This is a genomic window from Sphingobium sp. TCM1, from assembly GCF_001650725.1.
In the GTDB taxonomy this organism is placed as follows: domain Bacteria; phylum Pseudomonadota; class Alphaproteobacteria; order Sphingomonadales; family Sphingomonadaceae; genus Sphingobium.
In genome coordinates this window covers 96,073-119,022 of the sequence record NZ_LXVX01000001.1, presented here as the reverse complement: position 1 = coordinate 119,022, position 22,950 = coordinate 96,073, and the positions used below count along the sequence as shown (strand labels likewise).

Annotated in this window: 22 protein-coding genes; 12 read left to right on the top strand and 10 right to left on the bottom strand. The window is 66.2% G+C overall.

The annotated features are described in order from the left end of the window. Window positions 1-41: 41 nt before the first annotated feature. Together A7Q26_RS00510 and A7Q26_RS00505 are read right to left on the bottom strand one after the other, a co-directional pair. Window positions 42-506 (bottom strand): MarR family winged helix-turn-helix transcriptional regulator, encoded by a 465-nt coding sequence (locus A7Q26_RS00510; RefSeq protein WP_066855352.1) that lies wholly within the window; start codon window positions 504-506, stop codon window positions 42-44. Between the two features lie 85 nt (window positions 507-591). After that, entirely contained in the window at window positions 592-1,848 is a 1,257-nt protein-coding gene (locus A7Q26_RS00505) for an acetyl-CoA C-acetyltransferase (protein WP_066854953.1), read from the bottom strand. 167 nt (window positions 1,849-2,015) lie between these two features. Here A7Q26_RS00505 and A7Q26_RS00500 point away from each other — a divergent pair, with 167 nt between their 5' ends. Both A7Q26_RS00500 and A7Q26_RS00495 read left to right on the top strand, forming a co-directional pair. Beyond that, complete coding sequence (locus A7Q26_RS00500) at window positions 2,016-3,653, top strand: MFS transporter (protein WP_066854950.1); 1,638 nt, start codon at window positions 2,016-2,018, stop codon at window positions 3,651-3,653. A gap of 51 nt (window positions 3,654-3,704) precedes the next feature. Continuing rightward, entirely contained in the window at window positions 3,705-4,748 is a 1,044-nt protein-coding gene (locus tag A7Q26_RS00495; RefSeq protein ID WP_066854947.1) for an NAD(P)H-dependent amine dehydrogenase family protein, read from the top strand. Here A7Q26_RS00495 and A7Q26_RS00490 read toward each other — a convergent pair. The 3 genes from A7Q26_RS00490 to A7Q26_RS00480 are packed head-to-tail and all read right to left on the bottom strand — an operon-like array spanning window position 4,742 to window position 7,480. Then, window positions 4,742-5,605 carry an SDR family NAD(P)-dependent oxidoreductase gene (locus A7Q26_RS00490; RefSeq protein ID WP_066854944.1) on the bottom strand — a complete coding sequence of 288 codons (864 nt, stop codon included), beginning with the start codon at window positions 5,603-5,605 and terminating at the stop codon, window positions 4,742-4,744. The two genes, A7Q26_RS00495 and A7Q26_RS00490, sit on opposite strands and share 7 nt — an antisense overlap. Continuing rightward, a complete protein-coding gene (locus tag A7Q26_RS00485; protein WP_066854941.1) occupies window positions 5,602-6,816 on the bottom strand; it encodes an MFS transporter in 1,215 nt (404 codons plus the stop codon). Before A7Q26_RS00485 ends, A7Q26_RS00490 begins: the two co-directional genes overlap by 4 nt. Before the next feature lie 16 nt (window positions 6,817-6,832). Beyond that, window positions 6,833-7,480 (bottom strand): TetR/AcrR family transcriptional regulator, encoded by a 648-nt coding sequence (locus A7Q26_RS00480; protein WP_232313616.1) that lies wholly within the window; start codon window positions 7,478-7,480, stop codon window positions 6,833-6,835. A 39-nt stretch (window positions 7,481-7,519) separates the two neighbouring features. Between A7Q26_RS00480 and A7Q26_RS00475 the strand changes: the two genes are divergently transcribed. From A7Q26_RS00475 to A7Q26_RS00445, 7 genes are all read left to right on the top strand, one after another. Then, entirely contained in the window at window positions 7,520-8,935 is a 1,416-nt protein-coding gene (locus A7Q26_RS00475; protein ID WP_232313615.1) for a hypothetical protein, read from the top strand. Then, window positions 8,932-10,356 carry an acyl-CoA reductase gene (locus A7Q26_RS00470; protein WP_066854936.1) on the top strand — a complete coding sequence of 475 codons (1,425 nt, stop codon included), beginning with the start codon at window positions 8,932-8,934 and terminating at the stop codon, window positions 10,354-10,356. Before A7Q26_RS00475 ends, A7Q26_RS00470 begins: the two co-directional genes overlap by 4 nt. Window positions 10,357-10,438: 82 nt before the next feature. Next, a complete protein-coding gene (locus tag A7Q26_RS00465) occupies window positions 10,439-11,191 on the top strand; it encodes an SDR family oxidoreductase (protein WP_066854933.1) in 753 nt (250 codons plus the stop codon). Between the two features lie 26 nt (window positions 11,192-11,217). Beyond that, entirely contained in the window at window positions 11,218-12,552 is a 1,335-nt protein-coding gene (locus A7Q26_RS00460; protein WP_066854930.1) for an MFS transporter, read from the top strand. A 30-nt stretch (window positions 12,553-12,582) separates the two neighbouring features. Further along, on the top strand, window positions 12,583-13,239 hold the full coding sequence (locus A7Q26_RS00455; RefSeq protein ID WP_232313614.1) for a carboxymuconolactone decarboxylase family protein: 657 nt from the start codon (window positions 12,583-12,585) through the stop codon (window positions 13,237-13,239). A gap of 115 nt (window positions 13,240-13,354) precedes the next feature. Then, window positions 13,355-13,585 carry a biotin/lipoyl-containing protein gene (locus A7Q26_RS00450; RefSeq protein WP_066854927.1) on the top strand — a complete coding sequence of 77 codons (231 nt, stop codon included), beginning with the start codon at window positions 13,355-13,357 and terminating at the stop codon, window positions 13,583-13,585. Between the two features lie 2 nt (window positions 13,586-13,587). Next, a complete protein-coding gene (locus A7Q26_RS00445) occupies window positions 13,588-14,691 on the top strand; it encodes a Gfo/Idh/MocA family protein (RefSeq protein ID WP_066854924.1) in 1,104 nt (367 codons plus the stop codon). Between the two features lie 6 nt (window positions 14,692-14,697). On the opposite strand, the gene A7Q26_RS00440 is transcribed toward A7Q26_RS00445, so the two are convergent. Next, window positions 14,698-15,498: an enoyl-CoA hydratase/isomerase family protein gene (locus A7Q26_RS00440; RefSeq protein ID WP_066854922.1), complete on the bottom strand. Its 801-nt coding sequence runs from the start codon at window positions 15,496-15,498 to the stop codon at window positions 14,698-14,700. Between the two features lie 149 nt (window positions 15,499-15,647). On the opposite strand from A7Q26_RS00440, the gene A7Q26_RS00435 reads away from it, so the two are divergent. Next, on the top strand, window positions 15,648-17,339 hold the full coding sequence (locus A7Q26_RS00435; protein WP_066854919.1) for an FAD-binding protein: 1,692 nt from the start codon (window positions 15,648-15,650) through the stop codon (window positions 17,337-17,339). On the opposite strand, the gene A7Q26_RS00430 is transcribed toward A7Q26_RS00435, so the two are convergent. Beyond that, window positions 17,330-17,608, bottom strand: a complete 279-nt coding sequence (locus A7Q26_RS00430) for a hypothetical protein (RefSeq protein WP_066855343.1) — start codon at window positions 17,606-17,608, stop codon at window positions 17,330-17,332. The two genes, A7Q26_RS00435 and A7Q26_RS00430, sit on opposite strands and share 10 nt — an antisense overlap. Window positions 17,609-17,823: 215 nt before the next feature. On the opposite strand from A7Q26_RS00430, the gene A7Q26_RS00425 reads away from it, so the two are divergent. Further along, window positions 17,824-18,819 (top strand): thiamine pyrophosphate-dependent dehydrogenase E1 component subunit alpha, encoded by a 996-nt coding sequence (locus A7Q26_RS00425; protein WP_066854916.1) that lies wholly within the window; start codon window positions 17,824-17,826, stop codon window positions 18,817-18,819. Continuing rightward, entirely contained in the window at window positions 18,816-19,802 is a 987-nt protein-coding gene (locus tag A7Q26_RS00420; protein WP_066854913.1) for an alpha-ketoacid dehydrogenase subunit beta, read from the top strand. Before A7Q26_RS00425 ends, A7Q26_RS00420 begins: the two co-directional genes overlap by 4 nt. A gap of 230 nt (window positions 19,803-20,032) precedes the next feature. On the opposite strand, the gene A7Q26_RS00415 is transcribed toward A7Q26_RS00420, so the two are convergent. From A7Q26_RS00415 to A7Q26_RS00405, 3 genes are read right to left on the bottom strand one after another with little or no spacing between them, the layout of a single operon-like run. Next, window positions 20,033-20,902, bottom strand: a complete 870-nt coding sequence (locus tag A7Q26_RS00415; RefSeq protein WP_066854910.1) for a Rossmann-like and DUF2520 domain-containing protein — start codon at window positions 20,900-20,902, stop codon at window positions 20,033-20,035. Then, window positions 20,899-22,305 carry a sensor histidine kinase gene (locus A7Q26_RS00410; protein ID WP_066854907.1) on the bottom strand — a complete coding sequence of 469 codons (1,407 nt, stop codon included), beginning with the start codon at window positions 22,303-22,305 and terminating at the stop codon, window positions 20,899-20,901. The genes A7Q26_RS00415 and A7Q26_RS00410 overlap by 4 nt, the downstream gene beginning before the upstream one ends. After that, entirely contained in the window at window positions 22,295-22,948 is a 654-nt protein-coding gene (locus A7Q26_RS00405; protein WP_066854904.1) for a response regulator, read from the bottom strand. Before A7Q26_RS00405 ends, A7Q26_RS00410 begins: the two co-directional genes overlap by 11 nt. Window positions 22,949-22,950: the final 2 nt, after the last annotated feature.

Here is a 22,950-nt window from a genome sequence, read left to right as displayed (position 1 = left end):
AAGGGGCCGCTCCATCGGAGCGGCCCCTTTTGCGTTTGGGCTCAGCCTTTCGAGATATTCTCGGAGATCGTGTCCAGCAGCGCGTTGAAGCGCCGCAGGTCGTCGCCGTCGAAGCCGGCAAAGGCGACCTCCTCGTTGGCGCGCGCGATCGCCGCCAGTTTCGACGTGATCGCCTGTCCCGCGTCGGTCAGATAGACGGCATGGGCGCGGCGATCGTCATCCTTGGGCCGCCGTTCCAGCAACCCGTCGGCGCACAGCCGGTCGATCAGCCGGCCGGCCGATGCTTCGGCAATCTCCAGCATGGTCGCGATCGTGCGCTGGGTCGATCCGGGATAGCGGGCGACCGCTGCGATCACCGTCCATTGCGACCGGGTTACGCCCAGCCGCACGACGCTCTGGTCGAAATGTGCGCGCAACTGCCGCGCGATCACGGTCAGTTTCAGGGATGCGTTGCGCATCAGCGCGGTGGGGTCTTCGGCCAGCAGCTCGTCGATCGGTTTTGCCATCGTGCGCGCAGCATAGCGCCATCGCGGCGAAACGAAAGAAAGCTCGTCCTGCGAAACGCAGCCGGTCACAGGCGGATTGCCGGGATCAGACACGTTCGATGATGATCGCCGGTGCCATGCCGCCCGCTGCGCACATGGTGATGAGGCCATAACGTCCTCCGCTGCGTTCCAGTTCGTCCAGCGCCGTGCCGATCAGCACCGCGCCTGTCGCCCCGATGGGGTGGCCCAGCGCGATGGCGCCGCCATTGGGATTGAGCCGGGTCCGGTCGATCTCCATATCGCGGATGAACTTCTCCGTCACGACGGCGAAGGCTTCATTCACTTCCCAGACGTCGATATCGTCCTTGGTCAGCCCCGCCTTCGCGAGCACCTTGCGTGCGGCGGGAACCGGGCCGTTCAGCATCAGCGTCGGGCAATCGCCCATATTGGCGGTAGCGACGATCCGGGCGCGCGGCTTCAGGCCGGTGCGACGGGCATAGTCGCCCGACGCCAGCAGGATCGCCGCCGCCCCGTCGACCACGCCGGAAGAGGTGCCGGCATGGTGCAGCGGCTCGATCGCCAGGTCGGGATATTTCTGGTTGATGAGCTGGCGAAAGGTCGGCCCGTCCGGGCGCGAGGGCATGTCGATGAAGGAGGCGAAGGCCGGCTTGAGTGCCGCCAGCTGCTCGGCCGTCGTGCCCGGCCGGGGATATTCCTCGCGATCCAGGATGACAGCGCCGTCATCGTCGACGACCGGAACCGTCGATCGCGCGAACCGCCCTTCGGCGATCGCGACCGCCGCACGACGCTGACTTTCAGCGCCAAAGGCGTCCAGTTGCTCGCGTCCGATCCCCTCCATCGCGGCGATCGCATCCGCCGCCACGCCCTGGTTCGACTGGGGGTGCCGAGCCTGCAACCGCAGATTGCCCGTGCCCAGCCCGCCGACGGACTTCACGCCTGCCTCCCGCAGCGCCTGACCATAGGCATTGACGTGCGACATCATCTCGGTCCCGCCTGCCACGACCAGATCTTCCATCCCGGCCATGATCTGCCCGGCGGCGAGATTGGTGGCGGTCAGACCGCTGCCGCAGAAACGGTCCAGCGTCACGCCCGACGCCCGAATGTCATAGCCCGCGTCGAGCGCCGCCATCCGGCCCATGTCGCCGCCTTGCAAGCCCATCTGCGCGCTCGTGCCCCAGATCACGTCATCCACATCGGCGGTATCGATGCCATTACGATCGCGGACGGCGCGCAGCACCGTTGCGGCGACATGCTGTGGATGCATGTGCGAGAGCGCGCCCTTGCCGACCTTGCCGATGCTGCGCGGCGTGCGGACGGCGTCGATGATGAAGGCGTCGGCCAATGCTCTTCTCCCATGCTTCTCTCTTGCCCTGGCTATCGCATGGATCAGCCGCGCGGTGCCACCGCGAAGCCAATCGCGCGGGCGATTGATGGACAAGGCGGCTCCAGGAGGATGGACGATCGGCCCGCCGTCGCCCCAATGTGCCGCCTTCGAAGGAGAAACCGACTATGGCGGGCAGCTTCGCACCGCTGCGCGAACCGGTCTTCCGGCGCATCTGGATCGCCAGCCTGCTGTCCAATTTCGGCCAGCTCATCCTGGGCGTGGGGGCGGCGTGGGACATGGTGCGGCTGACCCAGTCGGCGGGCATGGTGGCGCTCGTCCAGACGGCGCTGATGGCGCCGCTGATGCTGGTCGCCGTGCCGGCGGGCGCGCTGGCCGACATGTTCGACCGGCGTCGGATCGCAATGGCGGGCCTCGCCTTTTCCAGCCTTTGCGCCGCGCTGCTGACGCTGCTGGGCGCCATGGGTTATGCCACGCCCTGGACGATCCTGGCCTTTTGTTTCCTGATCGGGGCGGGTGTGGCGCTCTATTCGCCAGCCTGGCAATCCTCGATCAGCGAACAGGTTGGCGCGCCGCATCTGCCCGCGGCAATCGCGCTCGGCACGATCAGCTACAATGTGGCGCGCAGCTTCGGCCCGGCGATCGGCGGAGCGATCGTGCTGGCGGCCGGCGCACAGGCCGCCTTCGCGGTCAACGCGCTCTGCTACCTGCCGCTGCTTCTCGCCTTCTTCCTGTGGCGGCGGACGCCCATGCCCGCCCGGCTTCCGCCCGAACAGATGCATCGGGCGATCGTTTCGGGCGTCCGCTACGCCCTGCACGCCGGGCCGATCCGTACCGTTCTGGCGCGTGCCTTCCTGTTCGGTCTGGCCGGCGCGTCGGCCGCCGCCCTCGCGCCGCTGGTGGCAAAGGATCTCCTGGGCGGGGATGCCGCCCTCTATGGCGTGCTGCTGGGTGCCAGCGGAGTGGGCGCCGTGGGTGGCGCGCTGTTGATCGGTCCGCTGCGCGATCATTTCGGCACGCAGGCACTGGTTCTCGTGCTGGCTCTCCTGGGCGGCGGCGCGCTGGCGCTGGCGGGGTTCAGCCGGAATATTCCCCTTACCTGCCTTGCACTGGCGGTGGCGGGGGGCGCGAACATCCTCACCATTGCACTGTTCAATGTCTCGGTGCAGCTTTCCGCGCCGCGCTGGGTGACTGCCCGCGCCCTCTCGCTCTTTTCCTCCGCGCTGACGGGTGGCATCGCCATCGGCGCGGCTTTGTGGGGCGCCGTCGCGGTTCGACTGTCGGTGGACATGGCCCTGTATCTTTCGGGACTGGCGCTTGCCGCCACGCCGCTGGTCGGCTGGTTGCTGCCCCTGCCCGAACCGGACGAAAGCGATGTCGAGCCGTTCGTCCTGCGCAACGAACCGGAAGTCGGACTCGCGCTGACCCGCCGCTCCGGCCCGGTCGTCATCGAGATCGACTATGACGTCGATCCGGCGGATGCCCGCGACTTCTATGGAACGATGCTGGACGTGCAGCGCACCCGGCTCCGCAACGGTGGCTTCAACTGGTCGCTCGCCCGCGACATCGCCGATCCGGCGCTCTGGACCGAACGCTATCAATGCCCCACCTGGGGCGACTATCTCCACATGCGCGAACGCTTTACCCAGGCCGACAAGGCGGCCCAGTCCAGAGCGCAATCCTTCGATCGCAGTCCCGGCGGATTGCGCGTGCGCCGGCGGCTGGAACGTCCCTTCGGCTCGGTGCGCTGGCGGTCGGACTCGCCCGATCCCCGGCAGGAAGGGCTGGGCTATATCGGCCCGTGACCGCACGGCTCCGCAGGAAAATCCGACCGGCAACAGCAAAGGGAGAGCAAGATGACTGGCGGCAGACGCTATCGCGTGATCCAGTGGGCGACAGGCAATGTCGGATTGCGCGCGCTGCGATCGGTGATCGAGCATCCGCTGCTGGACCTTGCCGGACTGTGGGTCAGTTCGGACGCCAAGGCCGGCCGGGACGCGGGCGAACTGGCCGGGCTGCCCCGGTGCGGAATCACGGCGACCAACTCGGTTGACGATCTGGTCGCGACGCCCGCCGATTGCGTCCTCTACATGCGACAGGGCACCGACCTGGACGAACTGTGCCGCCTGCTCGAATCGGGCAAGAATATCGTCACCACCCGTGGCGATTTCCATCATCCCGCGGGCATGGCGCGCGACGTGCGGGAGCGCATCGAAACGGCCTGCCAAGCGGGCAGCGCGTCGCTCTACAGCACCGGCTCCAGTCCCGGTTTCGTGACCGAGGCATTGCCCTTGCCGCTGCTGTCGCTGTCCCGCCGGCTCGAATGCCTGACGATCGACGAATATGCCGATCTGGCGAGCCGCGATTCACCCGCGCTGCTGTTCGATGTCATGGGCTTCGGCCGGCAGCCGGGCGCCTTCGATCCCCGTCAGATCGCGCATGTGAAACAGGATTTTGCCGGATCGCTCGCCCAGCTGGCGGATGCCACCGGCATTGCCATCGATGATTGGGACGCGACGGGCGAATTTGGCGCCGCCACTCGGGACATCCCGATCGCGGCCGGCATCGTGCCTGTCGGCACGGTCGCGGCGCAGCGGATTACCGTTTCCGGGTCGCATCAGGGCAAGGTGCGCCTGCGGTTCCGCGCCAATTGGTATTGCGGACGCGAGATCGATCGGGACGACTGGGCGCTGCAGCCTTCGGGATGGCGCATCCGGGTAGAGGGCGATACGCCGCTCGATGTCGCCGTCTCCTTTCCCGTCGCGCCAGAGAATTATGCCGCATTCACGCCCGGCCTGACCGCCCATCGTGCGGTCAACGCCGTGCCCGCGCTATGCGAAGCGCCACCTGGTATTCGCACTACGGTCGACCTGCCCCAGATCGTGGCGCGCTTTCAATAGCGCTCCACCAGCGCCTCGCTGATTGCCCAGAGCCGGCCCGCCGCTTCGTCATCCCGTGCCGTCGCCGAGGGGGTGAGTTCGGCGCGCTGGTGGAAATAGCGTCCGCTCGATCGCCCCGGCTCTTGCGCGCTTGCCAGCCAGACCAGCGTGTCGGCGGCCTGCTCTGGCGTCAGCGCGCGATCGGCGATCGATTCCATATAGGCGCGCATCGGCGCGTCGCAGTGGGTCGCGAAATTGCTCGCCACGACCCCGGGATGCATGGCGTGGGCGACGATGCCGCTGCCGCGCGTGCGGCGCGCCAGTTCGCGCGTGAAGAGGATGTTGGCCAGCTTTGCATGGCAATAGGCGGCGCCGCCGACAAAGCCCTCCGCGAAGGTCAGGTCATCCCAATGGATGCCGTCGCAATGTTCATGCCCGGTGGAGGATGTCGCGACCACCCGCACCGTGCCTGGCGCCGACCGTGCCGCCGCCGCCTCCAGTTGCGGCATCAGCTTGCGCGTCAGCAGGAAGGGCGCGAGATGATTGGACGCGAAGGTCGCCTCATGCCCTTCGGGCGTGATGACGCGTTCGGCATGGACGCCCCCGGCATTGTTGAGCAGCGCGTCGATGTGCGGTGTCAGCGCCGCGACGTCCGCCGCCGCCCGCGCCGTTTCCGCCAGCAGCGCCATGTCGGCCTGAACCATGGTGAAATCGGCGTCGGGCAGGGCGGACAATTCCGCTGCCGCCGCAGCGCAGCGCTCCGGATCGCGGCCGACGCCGATCACCCGCCATCCCTGTTGCAGCAGCGCGCGCGCCGCTGCCTTGCCGATGCCCGCGCTTGCGCCCGAGACCACGGCTACTTTCTTTGTCCCGCTCATGCGCGCACGACCTCCAAGTTGCGGGGACCACGCCCCAATGCCAGAAACAGGCTTGCGCCGACGATGGTGATGCAGGCGCTCAGCGCCAGGAACGGGGCGTAACTGTCCCACAGGCTGAGCGTCAGGCTGAGCGTCAGCGATCCCAATGCCGCGCCGCCTGCGATCGACGCGCCGACAAAGCCCATGATCAGGCTGAACACGCCCAGGCCGAAGCGGCGCGATACGAGATAGGCGGCGATGTCGCCCTCGGCGCCCTGCGCCATTCCCATCATCGCGACAGACAGAGCCAGGACGAAGGGGGCATCGATCGACGACGCCAGCAGCGCCATGCCGATCGCCGGCATCGACAAAGCCAGCGCGGCGACATGATGCGGCGGCATCCGGTCGAGCGACAGGCCGCAGGCGAACCGGCCGATCAGCACGCCGACCGCGTAGATGGAGATCAGCCACGTCGCGGTCTGCGAAGGCGCGCCGCTGTCCATCAGCACCAGCTTCATCTGCGCGGACGCGAGGCCCTGCGGGAAATTGACCAATATCATCGCCGCGATCAGCAGCCAGAAGGCCGGGTTGCGGACGATGGCGCCATAGCCGGGCCGGGCTCGGGGCGAGCCTTCGATTTCGTGGACGCCGACATGCGCCGGCGTCATCATTACCGCGATCAGCCCGAATATCAGGGTCACGCAACCCAGCAGCATATAGCCAGCGCGCCAGCCCTCGCTTTCGATGAATCCGCCCAGCATCGGCGCAATCAGCGCGCCTACCAGCGGCGGGCCGGTCATGACGATGGAAAAGGCCAGGCCGCGGGCCCGCTCGAACCGTTCCGCGACGACGCGCGTATAGACCGGCGAGGTGGTCAGTGTCCCGAGGATGATCTGCACCACGGCAATGGCGAAGAAGGAACGGATGTCGCCTGGCTGCATGGCGAAGCCGATATAGGCGACCGGCCCCGCCAGCACGCCGACCGCGGACACGGCGCGGACGCCGAAGCGGTCGGTCAAACGGCCGGTGATCGGCTGCATCACCAGCATCAGCATCCCGAAACTGCCCAGCAGCGCGAATTGCGATCTTTCCCAGCCGAACTCGCCGATCAACTGGGGCGCGAACAGGCTCATCGTATAGGCGGACAGGCCTATGCCAAAGCCAAGTCCCATCGTCGCGGCGAGCAGCGGACGCCAATGCGTCCGCAACTCGCCCCAATAGGCCGATCCCATCCTCGTCTCCTGTCTGTCATCTTCTTGTGACGCCATTGAGGAACAGGCGGACCGCCGCCCGGACCCATTCATCGATCTCTGCCGGACTCATTGCCTGGGGCGATGCGATCAGCCGCACCGGCCCGCCCAGGACCATGGTCATGAAAAGACTGGCTGCCATGTCCGGCCGCTCCACGCAAATCGCCCCGGCGCTATCGTGGCGGCGCAGAAGGTCGGCCAGAAAATCCGCCAGCGGACGCGCACCCTGGTCGTATGACAGCATCAGTATTTCCGGGAACCGGTAGGATTCGGTGGTGATGATCCGCCGCAATCGCACGCCATCGACGGTCGAAAGATCGGCGATGCGCAGTCGGGCCACCGCGATCAACGTGGCTTCCAGATCCGCGCTCTCGACCGCGTGCAGTTCGGCCGTCGTCGTCGCCGTGCGTTCGATCGCGCGCGTGACCGCGGCCAGGAAGAGAGCCGATTTCTCGGCGTAGCGGGCATAGATGGTCCGCTTGGTCATGCCGACGGCAGCGGCGATGCCTTCCATCGTCGTCAGTTCGAACCCACGATCGAGAAACATGTCGAGCGCCGTGTCCAGCAGTTCGGCCTGGCGCGCCTGCGCCTGTTCGCGGGTGGGGCGTCCGGCGCGTCCGGCGCGCTGCGATGAGAGAGTGTCCATGACCAGCATCATTATGGCCCTTGCCGGATTTTGCGAATCATGCATAATGAAACGTATCAGGTGCTATTAATGCACCAGGATCGCAAAGGCAAGGAGCAGGATATGGGTGTGCAGGCCGACCGCCTGACCGGACTCGTCAGTTCGGACTACAGGTTCAACATTCCGTATGAGGAACTGCGCGCGGCGCAGATCGCGGCGCTCGACGAGCGATTCCAGGAAAAGAAGGATGCCATCAGGCTGCTGGGTCACCGCGCGCGAGAGGCAGGCATCGACGCGGTGCGTTCGCTCGACGACGCGGTGAAGCTGCTCTTCCCGCACACCGCCTATAAAAGCTATCCCGAAGCCTGGCTGATGCAGGAGCGCTGGGACAAACTGACCCAGTGGCTGAACACTGTCTCCGCCCATCCGGTGACGGGCGTCGACCTCGACGGTGTGAACGATGTCGACGAGTGGATCGACCGGCTCCAGGCGGCCGGTCATTTCGTCTCCTGCTCCAGCGGCACGACCGGCAAGTCGGCGATGCTGATCGCGTCGCGGGCGGACATGGACTGGTCGAAGATCGATACGATCAATGTCTTCGCCTGGGGATCGGGGGTGCAGCCGAACCGCGACCGCCGCATCATGGGGCTGGCTCCGGTCGCCAAGGTGCCCAAGAACGAGGTCATCGGGGACGCGCAGCGCGAAGCATTCGGCGATCCCGACAAGGACATGTTCCAATATCCCGTACCGCCGATCACGGTCGGATCGCTGACTCGGATGGTCGTCCTGCGCAAGGCGATCGTGGATGGAACGGCGCGGCCCGGCGACATTGCCGAACTGGAGGACACGTCGCGCGTGCGGCAGGCGGCGATGGACCGCGCCGTCCATCTCGCGGCCGATGCGATGATCGAGCATCGCGCCGACAAGCTCTACATCGCGGGCATGTGGAATGCGCTCTACCATGTCGCCAAAGAGGTGCGCGAGCGCGGCTACAGCGCCAAGGACTTCAATCCGGACAACTGCATCTACATCGGCGGAGGCCTCAAGCGCGCGCAACTGCCCGATGATTATCAGCAATTCGTCCATGACACCTTCAACATTCCCGCAGGACGGCACTTCCAGAATTACTCGATGCAGGAATTGAACAGCGGGATGCCCAAATGCCGGGAGGGCGGACGCTATCATGTGCCGCCATGGATCGTGCCGATGATCCTCGACAGGGATGGCGACGCGCTGGTCGCGCGCGATGGGCAGGGCGAGGTCGAAGGACGCGCCGCCTTCTTCGACCTGTCGCTCGACGGACGCTGGGGCGGGGTCATCACCGGCGACAGGATTTCCCTTGATTACCGGCCCTGTGCCTGCGGCAATGCCGGGCCATCCATCCGCGACACCATCGCCCGCTTCGCGGACCTTGAAGGCGACGACAAGATCGGCTGTGCGGGCACGGTCGATGCATATGTGCGAGGTGTGGCATGACTGTAGTCGAAAAAAATGCGGCCATCGCGCAAGCGCCGGTCGAACCCATCCAGGTCCGGCATTTCGTGCGGGGCAGGCTGGTGGAGGGCGACGCGGTTCGCCACCGCTCGCGCGATCTGGGCGTCGATTTCGTGACCCCGGAAATCGACCTCAATGCGCTGGTAGCGCAGCGCTCCGAACTGCCACCGCTCTATGATGTGCCGACGACAGAGATCGTCGACTTCCTGGTCGAGGCGGGACGGCGGATGGATTTCGAGACCAATCCCTATCTGCGCGAGGCGCTCGAACATACGGTCAAGGTGAATCCTTTGCCGCGCCGGGTGGTGGAAAATCTCTTCCGCCGCGCCAGGCATTTCCTGACCCGCGACGGGCTGATGAGCAGCATCGAGACGAGCTTCCTAAACCCGGCCGCGCTCGACGGCTGGGTGGCGCGCATCGACGCCCATGGCAATCGCGGCGCGCTGCGGGCATTCCCGACCCGGATGGTGCATATGCTGGCGGGCAATTCGCCGACGGGATGCATTTCCTCGATCGCGCAGGGTGCGCTGGTGAAGGCGGTCAATCTCTTCAAGATGCCGTCGAGCGATCCCTTTACCTGCGTCGCGATGCTGCGCACCATGGCCGATGTCGACCCGAACCATCCGGTGGTCAAATCCATGTCGGCGGTCTATTGGCGCGGTGGCGATACGCGGATCGAAGGCGCGCTCTATCGCCCGCAATATTTCGACAAGATCGTCGCCTGGGGCGGGGGTGACGCGATCCGCAATGTCATCCAGTATATCGGCCCTGGCCTGCAGATGGTATCCTTCGATCCCAAGACGTCGATCTCGATGATCGGCGCCGAAGCCTTTGTCTCGCCCGACGTCATCGAACAGGTGGCGCAGGCGGCCGCGATCGACGTCGCGACGATGAATCAGGAAGCCTGCCTTGCCAGCCGCTTCCTCTTCGTCGAGGGCGAACGCGCTGGGATCGAAACCTTTTGCGCACGCCTGCAGGAACAGCTCGGCATCGATCGGGAGACAGCCTCGGCGATCGGGCAGCCGCCCCCGCGCGAGGTGCGCGAGGAGATCGAGATGCGTCAGATGATGGGCGACGACTGCAAGGTCTGGGGCAAGCCGGACGGGCGCGGCCTGGTCATCCTGACCGACGAACCGGTCGATTTCCATCCCAGCAACAAGACCGCCAACGTGGTCCACGTCGCTTCGCTCGACGATGCCATCGCTCATGTGAATGTCGCGACCCAGACGATCGGCGTCTACCCGCCCGAACGCAAGGCGGCGCTGCGCGACCGCCTCGCCAGCGCGGGCGCACAGCGGGTGGTGCGGCTCGGCGGCGCGGCCAAGCATGTCGCGGGCGGGACCCATGACGGCATGTTCCCGATGCAGCATCTGGTACGCTGGATGAGCGAGGAGGACGCCTGAGCGATATCTGCCCGTCATCCTTGCGCGACGTCCCGCCTCCGGGCGATCATCGCTCCACAAGAAGGGTGATGGAGTGGACAGGATGGGCAGTCTTGCAGGCAAGGTAGCGCTCGTGACAGGCGCATCATCGGGCATCGGTGAGGCGGCGGCGAGCGCCCTTGCGGGGGCCGGCGCTGCCGTCGCCCTGTCCGCGCGACGCGTCGATCGCCTTGGCCGGCTGGTCGACCGCATCCGTGCGGCCGGCGGGGAGGCGATCGCCCTGCCCGGCAATGTCGCGGTCGAGGTGGAGGCGATGCGCGCCGTCACCGACACGGTCGATCGCTTCGGTCGCATCGACATCCTCGTCAATTCCGCCGGCGTCATCCAGTCGGGCGGGGTCGAAAGCCTGTCGCTCGACGAATGGCGCCGGGTCATCGACATCAACCTGCTCGGCACGCTCTACACCTGCAAGGCCGCGATCGGGTCGATGAAGGCGCAGGGGGGTGGCGACATCATCAACATCTCGTCGACCGCGGGGCGGCGCGCGGCTGGACTGTTCGGGCCCTATTCCACCAGCAAGTTCGGGCTGACCGGTCTTACCGAAAGCCTGCGGCAGGAAGTCGGCGGGGCGGGCATCCGCGTCGCCATCGTCGAACCGGGCGCGACGGCCACGGAGGTCGCCGGCGGAATCAGCGATCCCACCATGCGTGCGGCGATGACCGATCATGTCGGCAAGGACAGCGCGATGCAGCCGGAGGACATCGCGCAAGCGATCCTTTTCATCACCGCATTGCCTGCGCGCGCGAACGTGTCGCAAATCCTCATACGCCCGACCGCCGACACGGCGGCGATGTAGGCGAGCCCCCCAGGTGAGGATCATCCATGGCCGATTGTGACCCGCGCGCGCCTGCCAGCGCCGACCAGTTGCCGGGAATGGCCTATCGCTCCTGGTTCCTGTTCGTGATGGTGCTGGTGTCGGCATCGGTGCAGGGCGAACGCTATCTGATGGTGGTGATGGTCGAACCGATCCGCCGCGAACTGGGTCTCTCCGACGCGGCGATCGGCATGGCCAAGGACATGATCATCGCCATCGTCTACATCCTGGCGATCATTCCGCTGGCGCGCCTGGCAGACCGATGGTCGAAGCGCAAGATCGTGGCCATCGCCGCCACCGTCTGGAGCGCGGCCGTGATCGTTTGTGGGGCAGCCAAAAGTTTCTGGATTTTGCTGATCGGACGCGCCGGAATCGGCCTTGGTGAAGGCGGCTTCACGCCGCCGTCCCAGGCCTGGGTCGCCGATCTGTTCCCGATCCGGCAGCGCGCCACCGCGCTTTCCGTCTTCCTGCTGGGCGCCTCGCTCGGCACGTTCATCGGCCCTGCCGTGGGCGGCTGGGCGGTGCAGGAATATGGCTGGCGCAATACGCTGATCTTCGCCAGCATTCCGGGGTTCCTCCTCGCGCCGATCGTCTGGTTCACGCTGCGCGACACCCGGCCAGGCCTGGCCGACGGCGCGCCGGCCCGAATGGAGCCGCCCGCCTCCTTCCTCCAGACCGCGCGCGAACTCATGGCGATCCGAACCCTGCCGCCGCTGATCCTCGCTGCCTCGCTCAACGCCCTGCTGACCATGGGCTTCATCAGCTGGGCGCCCGCCTTTGTCGAACGCACACACGGGATGCCGGCCAGCCAGGCGGGTTTGCAGATGGGCGGCGCGCTCTTCTTCGGATCGGCCATCGGTCACAGCATCGGCGGTCCGCTGGCCGATTTTCTCGGCCGTCGCGACCTGCGCTGGTATGTCTGGATGCTGATGATCAGCGGCGCGCTGGCCACCGGCATCGGCTGGATGATCCTTACCGGCCCCAGCGAAGTGGTATTCCCGCTATACGGTCTCAACATGCTGATCGGCGGCCTGTCGGCGGCGCCCCTGATGGCAGTGGTGGCGGGTCTGGTCCCGTCACGCTCACGCGCTACGGCCATCGCGCTGTTGATGGTGTCGATCCAGGTTCTGGGTCTGGGGGGCGGGCCTGTGCTGGTCGGCTGGCTCAGCGACCTGCTGCGCCCCTCCTATGGCGAAGAGTCGCTGGGCATGGCGATGCGCTGGGCGCTGCTCGTCGGCGTTCCCAGCACGTTTCTGGCCTGGATCGCCAGCCGCCACTGCCGCGAAGACTTCAAGGTGGCGGGCGGCTGGGACGGTCCCGCGCCCAAATTGGCGATGCACTGATACCGCGAGCGGAATGCCCAAGGAGATTTCATGATGACGCAGATCACCCCCCGCATCCTTCCCTTGCCGCGCCCGGAATGGACCGATGATGCACGCGAGGTCTTTGCCTATTGGGGCGAGCCCAATGCCTGGGAAGAAGGGTCCAAGACCAACGTCCTGATGGTCATGGCCAACCATCCCGATCTGGGGAAGGTCTATAATATCTGGGGCCGGCATCTGCTGATGTCCAATACGCTGTCCACGCGCCATCTGGAACTGCTGATCCTGCGTGTCGCCTGGCGTGTGAAGTCCGCCTATGAATGGCACAACCATGTCGGCTATGCGCTCAACGCCGGTCTGACGCTGGAGGACATCGCCGCGATCCGCGACTATCCCGAGGGCGGCAACTGGAACGAGGCGGACGATGCCATCCTGCGGTCGGTGGACGAACTGATGCGCGATGGCACCGTGTCCGATCCGACCTGGGCGGTGCTGGATCGCCATTTCGACACGCGGCAGAAAATGGATCTGGTCTTTTCCATCGGCCATTATGTCATGACCAGCTGGGCGCTGTCCGCCTTTGGCGTCGGCATAGAGGGTGGCGCGGACCCGATCGGCTTCGATCTGCGCACCGCGTCGGGCAAGCTGCCGGGCAAGACCTACAAGCCGGGCGAAACCGAGGATTGGACTGACAGCCGCGGCTACTGAAGCGGACAATCGTGGCGACGATATCGGGTTCGCGGCCGCCGCCGCGCATTGCCCGGCGGCCCTCGCCACGGGCATGAAGAAGGCCGACGACATTCATTTCTGAGAGGGACCAACCGTGGCGACCGAGATATTGCTGCCCAAGATCGGCTTTTCGATGACCGAGGCCCAGATTGCCGAATGGCTGGTGGAGGACGGTGCGCAGGTGGCCGAGGGCCAGCCGCTCTTCCTGCTGGAAGCCGACAAGTCCGCCAATGAGGTGGAGGCGCCCGCCAGTGGCACGCTGCGCATCATCGCCGCGCCGGGCGAGACCTACGAAGTCGGAACCGTCCTGGGCACCATCGAATAGCGATGCCGCTGCGCGTCGGCATCGTCAGCGCCGCTTGGGGCGCCTTTGCCCATCTGCCGGCCTGGCGCGCCATAGCCGGGGTCGAGGTGACGGCCATCTGCACTTCGCGGGAGGAGACGGCGCGCGCCGCTGCCGACCGTCTGGGCCTGCCTCGCGCCTTCTGGAATGCCGAGCAGATGTGCGCGGATCCGGACATCGACATCGTCGATCTGGGCACGCGGCCCAGCGTCCGCCTGCCGATGGTGCTGGCCGCGCTCGCCCATGGCAAGCATGTCTACAACGCCAGTCCCCATGCGCCCGACTGGACTGGGGCGAAGGCAATCGACGCGGCCTGGCGCGGCAGCGGCGCGGTGGGAGTCGTCGACGCCTTCGCCCAATGGCTGCCCGCCCATCGACAGATGAAGGCGATGCTGGACGCGGGCCATGTCGGTACCCCGCTTGGCGGTACCTGCCATTTCAACCTGTCGCTGTTCAATACGCCGAACCGCCAGTTTCCCTATAACTGGTTCGCGCAGGCGGGTCAGGGCGTGTCGGCGGTGCGCAACAATGGCAGCCACGCGCTCTACATGCTGCGGCACCTGTTCGGCCCGATCGCCGAACTGGTCGCAGACGATCGCCGCATCCTGGAACAATGGCGCTTCCCCGACGGGGACAGCATCACGCCGCAAACCAATGATCTCGCCAACGTCATCCTGCGGTTCGAAAGCGGGCTGGTGCTCCAGATGCAGATCAGCTGGAGCATGGCGCTGCACGATGGCTGGGTGATCGACGTCTTCGGGGAGAAGGGGCGGTTGATCGCCTCCTCCCCGACCTTCCCGACCGCACGCGACTGCCTGTTGCGCGCGGGGCAGATTGGCGGCGCGCTGGAAGATGTGGCCATTCCCGACTCTTTCCGGACGGCGCCGGACATCATGCTCGACTGGCAGAGCGAACCCCAGCCCAGCTTCCCGATGGCGCTGTCGATGCGCGCCATGGTCGAGGCTATTCGTAGCCGCGGCCAGGGCGCGCCCGACTTCGCGGAGGCGCTGGAAATAGAACGGCTCCAGGAAGCGATCCGGCTGTCGAGCGGCGAGCGCCGCTGGGTAAAACTCGCTGATGTCTTATGAGGCGGCCTAGCGCCCGGTAAAGCGCGGCCGCCTCTTCTCCTTCAGCGCTGTTATCCCCTCGCGATGGTCGGCACTGCGCACGCTCAGCGATTCATAGGCGATACCGGCCTCCATCACCGCGCAGGCGATCCGCTTCAGTTCCATGTTGGTCAATATCTTGGTCCAGCGGATCGCCTGCGGCGCGCCCGCCAGCAACTTTGCGCAAAAGCTGTCCACTTCGCTGTCCAGGTCGGCCGGTGCGACGCAATGGTTGATGAGGCCGATCTCCGCCGCCCGGCGCGCATCCAGCAGCTCGCCCGTCAGCAGATATTCCTTCGCGCGGGCCAGGCCGACGCGCTGCGCCCAGATAATGGCGCCGCCATCACCCGCGACCAGCCCTATGCCGACATGGGGGTCGCCGATCCGGGCGCCGTCAGCGGCGAAGATGACATCGCACAGCAGCGCGATCGAGGCGCCAAGGCCGACCGCATGGCCGTTCATCCGGCACACCACGGGCTTTTCGATGTCGAGCAGCGCGGCAATGATCCGCTTGGCCTGCCGCGCTTCATGATCGAACAGGTGGGGATGGGCCGCATTATGCTCCATATGGGCAATGTCGCCCCCGGCGGAGAAGGCGCGCCCGGCGCCGGTCAGCAGGATCACGTCGGAATCGGGGTCGGTCCCCGCAAACCCCAGGGCTTCGGGCAGTTCGTCGTGCAGCACGCGGTCCACGGCATTGAGCGCATCCGGCCGATTGAGCGTCACCACCAGCAGCCGCTCACGCCGTTCGAGCAGGATGGTCTCGAAATGGGGCAATGTCGTGGTCATGACGGCTTCTCTCCTCGGCGCTTCCCTTATCATGTCGCGCCGTTCCGCCAACGTCGCCGGGGCGATAAGCGCGGCCCCTTCCCGTCGCGCGGGATGCCATCGCGCGCCATCGCGCTATAGCTCGGGCAACAAAGGATGGAGAGCGCAGCATGGCCGGCTTTGACGAGATGTTCGACTGGGTGGTCGTGGGCAGCGGCGCCGGGGCGATGAGTTCGGCACTGGTCATGCGCGATGCGGGCAAATCCGTCGTCATCCTCGAAAAGACGCCTTGGGCGGGCGGAACCACCGCCAAGTCCGGCGGCGTCATGTGGATACCGGGCAACCGGTTCATGCTGGCGGACGGCGAACAGGATGACGCGGATGCGGCGATGGCCTATCTCGACGCATTGCAGGAACTGGACGGCAATCCCGCGCCAGGCGCCGCGCGTGAAAAGCGGCTTGCCTATGTCACGCAGGCGCCGCGCGCGATCGACTTTCTGGTCGGCAAGGGTGTGGAACTGCAACGCGGCGCGACCTTCTGGCCGGATTATTATGATGAGCTGCCCGGCGGCTGCAAGACATCCCGCACGGTCGTGGCCAAGCCGTTCGACCGGAAGGAACTGGGGCCATGGCAGGACAAGCTGCGACAGGGCTTCGCTGAGTTCAATGTGACGCTGGTCGAGGGCATGGAGGCGCAGGGCCATCGGCGAACCAACAAGGCGTCGGGCAGGTTGCTCGCGCGGATCGTGCTGCGTACCATCCGCGATCGGCTGCTCGGCCGGAAATATACGACCGCGGGCGCCGCTTTGCAGGGGCGGATGCTCAAGGCGGTGCTCGCGGCCGGCATCGACCTGCGACTGGAAACGCCGGTCAGCGAACTCATCATCGAAGGCGACGCCGCGACCGGCGTCGTCACCATGAAGGACGGCCATCCCTGGCGGATAGGCGCGCGGCTCGGCATCTTGGTCAATGCGGGCGGCTTCGCTCGCAATCAGGAAATGCGCGACCGCTATATTCCCGGTTCCAACGCGGCATGGTCGCAGACGGCCGAGGGCGACACCGGCGAGATGCTGGTGGAACTGGAGCGGATCGGTGGTCAGCTCGCCCAGATGGACCAGATGGTCGGCTATCAGATGACCCCCATGCCCGGCTGGGACAAGGGCTATGTCGCTCCGGGCGCCCAGTCGATGACCGGCAAGCCCCATGCCATTCTCGTGGATCGGACCGGGCTCCGCTACATGAACGAAGGCGGCAGTTACGAACTCTATTGCGAAACCATGCTTCGGCGGAATGCCGTCGCGCCCGCCATTCCCAGCTGGGCCATTTTCGACCGGCAATATGTCGAATCATATGCAGTCGCCGGCCGGTTCATCGACAGGAAGATTCCTGACGGCTGGATCGAGACCGGCTATCTGCACATGGCCGATACGATCGCGGAACTGGCCGGGCGGATTCAGGTCGATCCGGCCATACTGGCGGCGACGGTGGCGCGCTGGAACGGCTTTGTCGCTGCGGGTGTGGATCAGGATTTTCACCGGGGCGAACGCGCCTATGACAATTGCGGCTTCGTCGGCGATCCCTTTTCCGCGCGCAGTGCTATCGGTTCGATCGAGAAGGGCCCCTTCTACGCGGTTCCGGTGGTGCCGGGCGATGTCAGCACCTATGGCGGGGTGATCACGGACGATCAGGCGCGCGTTGTCGATGCCGCAGGACAGGCGATCGAGCGGCTGTACGCCACCGGCGTCACGACCGCATCAGTGATGGGCAATGTCTACCCCGGCGCGGGGTCAAGCATCGGTCCTTCCATGACCTTCGGCTATATCGCCGCCCGCCACGCGGCGGGCCTGGGCAATCAGCCCTGATCGTCGAACCGGGCTGGGCGGGACAGGCGGAATGGCAGGCCGGGCGAGGCGATCCGGGATTCGCTGCCATCATCATGGATCAGTGTGACCCGGCCGACGCCCGGCGATGCGACGACCGCTACCACCGTCTCGACCCAGTCATGGAGTGACGCGCGCAGGACAATCATCGGATCGCTGTCCGTCGTCGCGGTCCCTTCCGCCTCCAGTTCCGATTCCAGTTGCAGCACGCGCTCGGCCGCTGCCCGCACATTGTCCTTCTCGTCATTCATGATGCTGTCCTTTTGCACCAGCATGGCCCGGCTGGCCTCCGATGCAAGCGCATGGCGCGCATATCGGCGGGGCGAAATCCGCCGCGGCCGGCAGGCTTGCACGATGCGTCATCGGCGCTTCCCGTTCCCCTGCCGGCACATATCGCCCCGGCGAGTTGACCCCGAACCTGCCAGGGCCAATGCAATGCACATCCCACTGGCCATCTGAGGACATCATGGCAGAGCAGAGCAATGTTGCGGCACCAAGCCCGGAAGTGCTGGTCGACATCTACCGGCGCATGATCCGCATCGAACGGAATGATGATGCCATCCGCAAGACGATCCGCCTGGGGCGGCTCGTCATGCCCTATTATTCGGCGCGGGGGCAGGAAGTGATCCCGTCGACACTCTCGTCGCTGCTGACCGATGACGACAAGATTTGCACCATCTATCGCGGCATCCACGACATGGTGGCGAAGGACATGCCGCTGCGCCCGCTCTGGGCGGAGATCGCCGGGCGCGTCGATGGCACCTGCAAGGGCAAGGGCGGGCCAATGCACCTCACCCACCCCGAAACCGGTGTGATGGTGACGACCGGCATCGTCGGATCGTCCATGCCGATCGCCAACGGCCTTGCCTGGGCGGCGAAACTCGATGGGTCTAAGCGTGTCACCATCGCCTATTTCGGCGACGGCGCGTCCAATATCGGCGCCTTCCACGAATCGCTGAACCTCGCGTCGCTCTGGAAACTGCCGGTGATCTTCGTCTGCGCCAATAACGGTTTCGCCGAACATACGCGCTACGAGAATGGCACGTCGGTCGATTTCATCTCTAAGCGGGCGATCGGATACGGGATGCCGGGCCACACGGTCGACGGCAACGATCCGCTTGCCATGTACGCCGCCGCGCATGAGGCCATCACCCGCGCGCGGGAGGGCGAGGGGCCGACCCTGCTGGAATGCAAGACCTTCCGCTTCCTCGGCCATGTGCTGGGCGACGACGACAAATATATGACCAAGGAGGAAAAGGCGGCGGCCATCGAGAAGGATCCGTTGCCAGCCTTCAAGGCCTGGCTGATCGCGCAGGGCCATGCCACCGAGGCGACGCTGGCCGCCATGCAGGCGGAGATCGAGGCGGAGGTCGAGGATGCCCAGGAATTCGGCCTCGCCAGTGCCCTGCCGTCCGTCGACGAGCTGCGCCGCGATGTCTTTGCTGAGGAGATTCCGGCATGACCGGCAAGAAGATGAATGCGCTCCAGGCGGTGAACGCCGCGCTGGCCCAGGCCATGGCCGAGGATGACAAGGTGCTGGTGCTGGGCGAGGATGTGGCCGACCGCGAAGGTGGCGGCGTCACCGGCGCAACGGCCGGCCTGTCCACCCGGTTCGGCGATGATCGGGTCAAGTCCACCCCGATTTCCGAGCAGGCGATCATTGGCGCTGCGATCGGTGCGGCGCTCAGCGGCTATAAGCCGGTGGCGGAAATCATGCTGATGAACTTCACTACCGTCGCCATGGACATGATCTTCAACCATGCCGCCAAGCTTCGCTTCATGTCGGGCGGGCAGAGCACGGTGCCGATCACCATCCGCACCCTGACGGGTGCTGGCTGGCAAACCGCGGGACAACATGCCGATCATCTGGAAGGCTGGTTCGCGCATACCGCCGGGATCAAGGTCGTCGCGCCATCCAACCCGGCGGATTACAAGGGGCTGCTGTTGTCCTGCATCCAGGATCCCGATCCCTGCATCTTCATCGAATCGGCCGGTTCGCTGTTCATCCCCGGCGAAGTGGCGGATGATCAGGGGCCGATCCCTCTCGGCAAGGCACGGGTCGTACAGGAAGGAACCGACGTAACGATCGTCTCCTGGTCGTCGCAGATCATAAGATGCCAGCAGGCGCTGGCGCCGCTCGCCGAAGCGGGCATATCGGTTGAACTGGTCGATCTGCGCACCGTGTCGCCCTGGGACAGGGAAACGGTGCTGGCGTCCGCCGCCAAAACTGGCCGTGTGCTCGTCGCGCATGAAGCGGTGCGCAGCTTCGGTCCCGGCGCGGAAATCGCATCGACCGTGGCGGAAGAATTGTTCGGCCAGCTTAAAGCGCCGGTCCGCCGGCTGGGAGCGCCCTATTCCCCCGTTCCCTTCGCCAAGGTGCTGGAGGACGCCTACATCGTCTCGCCGGATCAGGTCGTCGAGGCCGTGAAGGGGCTGATGGACTGATCCCGCCCGCCATGGCCGGGGCGGGTCTTCCCTGGCCTTTTACCGGCCATCGCGCGGGGGCGACCATGATCGCCCCGGTCCGATTTTTCGATGGGACGCGCGCATCCGGCCCTACTTATGGTTGCCTGTTATGAAATGGGCCGACCTATCCATTGACGCCGCGCCGGTGACCGGCGCGCTGTGGCGCTTCCGCAGCACCATCCCGTCATGAACCGGCGGGCGAACAGGGTTCAGTCCAGAAGTCTGCGGAGCGTTGCGGAGGATGCGTCGCCGCAGCGCTCCAGTTCGTCGAGCGTGGCGAGCGCCATGGCGCGATAGGCGGGTGCGAGCGAGGGGCAGTCGCTGGCCAGCGCAGCAAGATGCGTGGCGATCGTTTCGCCGTCGCCGCGCAAAAGGGGACCGGACAGCGCGTCGAAGCCGTGCGCCAGGCTGTTTTCCATCGCTGCCCGCAGGAGCGGGCCGAGCAAGGCGAGGGGATCGCCCGCGCCCGCCGCCTGCAGCGCGCGGCAGGCGCCGGCGATCAAAGTCACCAGATGATTGGCCGCGTGACACAGCGCTGCGTGATACAGCGCGCGATGTTCCTCGCGAACATCGACGGCTACCCCTCCCAGTAGCGAAACCAGTCGGTGGGCCTCGTCTCGCGCATGGTCGCTGGAACCTGTAACCGCGAAGTGGGCGCCGGCCATGCGCTGCACTTCGGTCGACGCATCTCCAGTAAACGTCATGGCGGGGTGGATCGCCGCGGTGTCGACGCCTCTGGCCAGTAGCGGCTCCATCAAGCCGACGCCACTGCGGCCGCTGACATGGAAGAGGAGGGGCGACGGGCTGACCATCGGGCCAGGGGACAGGGTTGCGACGATGTCACCGATGGCATCGTCGGATACCGCGACGCCGATCAGGTCGCAGCCCTGCAGCATTTCTTGCGTGTCCGTTGCTGCCGTCGCGCGCCCGATTTCCCGCGCCATCGCCGAAAGCGCCGCGCGATTCCGTCCCCAAAGAAGAATGGGGGCGGCCGAATGCCGTTGCAGCGCCAGCGCCAGTGCGCGGGCTACCCGGCCGGTGCCGATGATGCCGATCTGGCGGTAGGGAAAATGGCTCATGCGGCCGCTCCTGTAGTGGCATCACCCGTCGCGAAGCGGATGGTGATGCGCGTGCCCGGTCCCTCATCGGCAATTGCGACGCTGGCGCCCATGCGCGAAGCTGCCGACTGTACGATGGCAAGGCCAAGGCCGGTACCGTCCGCCCCGTTCGGGCCGACGGCGCGGAAAAATCGCTCGAATATCCTGTCACGATATTCCGGCGCTATTCCCGGTCCATCGTCGCTGACCGTCAGCAGCACTTGCTTGGCCGCGCGCGCCAGAATGACCGTGACTGCCCCACCCCGCCGATTGTAGCGGATGCCATTGTCGACCAGGTTCGCGACGATCTCGAACACCAGCGTCCGGTGCGCCCGGACCAGATAGGCGTCGCCCTCGTCCGCATCGAGGTTGAGTTCAACCTGAGCCTGGATCGCCTGGTTGATGAGGCGGCTGATGACGGCACGGCTTACTTCCTTGAGGTCGACCTCTTCGAGGGGCGGGGAGACCCCGCCTTCCTCGGCGCGGGCGAGCGCCAGCAGTTGCGTTACCAGCCGCTCCAGCCGCTGCACGGCGTCCGCGATCTCGTCGAGCGCGGCGGACGATCCGCGCCGTGCCAGTTCGACCTGGACCTTCAGCACCGACAGCGGGGTCCGCATCTGGTGGGATGCGTCGGCAGTAAAGCGGCGCATGCCACCCGTCGCCTTGTCCAGTTGCGCCAGCAGATGGTCGAATGCGGTCGCGAGCGGGCGCAGTTCATTGGGCAATGGGCCGGCCTCGAGCGGCGAGAAATCCGGCCGCGCGCTGGAATCTCGCGCCTCCACCGACTGGCGTAGGCGGGCGAGCGGGCGCAGGCTCCACCCCAGGGCCGGGCGCAGCAGCAGCACTGCGACGCCGACCAGCGCCACTTCGCCCAGCAGCAGCGCCAGGGTCAGCCGCCCGTTCAGCGCCTTTCGATTGTCGAGCGTCTCCGCGACCTGGACGATCACCGGCTCGGCGATTCGGGGCAGCATCCGTTTCACTTCCGCGATCCGGATCCCCTGGTCGCGATAGCGCGCAAAGCGGAAGCGCGGCTGATCCACGCTCATCGTCGCCGGATCGGGGGCGGGCAGATCGGCATAGCCGGTCAGCAATGCCCGTCCTACCGCGATACGATAATAGACATTGTCGCGCTCGCTATTCTCCAACATGCCGAAGGCTGCGGGCGGCAGATCCAATGTCACTTCGCCGCGCTCCACCTGCACCGTTTCGGCGATCGCGCCCAGCGCGCCGCCCAGCACCCGGTCATTGGTTCGGCGCACCACGTCGGAAATCAGCGTCGCGCCGCCGAAGCCGATGATGGCGGCCGCGCCGAGCAACGGCACCAGCATCGCCGCGAGCAGCCTGGTGCGCAGCGCAATGGCCGTGTCCGGCGTGCTACCCGGCATCGAGCATATAGCCCACGCCCCGCACCGTGCGGATGCCCGGCCCATCGGGGGCGAGTTTGCCGCGCAATCGCGTCACATGCACTTCGATCGCGTTGCCGCCGACCGGCTCGTCGAAGCCGAACACTTCCCCGATCAGCAGTTCGCGCGGAACCACCTGACCGGCGCGGGTCGCCAGCGATTCCAGCACTGCCAGTTCGCGCCGGCGCAGGTCGAGCGGCCGTCCTGCCACCTCGGCAGTTCCGGTGGAGCGGTTGATGGTCAATGTGCCGACGCTCAGTTCGGGGATCGGATCGCCGCCGCGCCGGCGCCCCAGGGCGCGCACCCGCGCCTCCAGCTCCTCCGGGTCGAAGGGCTTGCGCAGATAATCGTCCGCGCCAAGGTCAAGCCCGCGCACCCGATCGTCCAGCGCGTCGCGCGCGGTCAGCATGAGGACAGGAACCTTCTCGCCCCGCCGCCGCATTTCGGCGAGTACGGCAAAGCCGTCCATGTCGGGCAGGCCGACGTCCAGGATGACCAGCGCATAGGGTTCGCTGCCGACCACGGCCATTGCGTCCTCCCCGTTTGCGACATGGTCCACGGCATGACCCCCCGCACGCAGCAGGGTGGAAATGCTGCGCGCCAGCGCGGCGTCATCCTCGATCATCA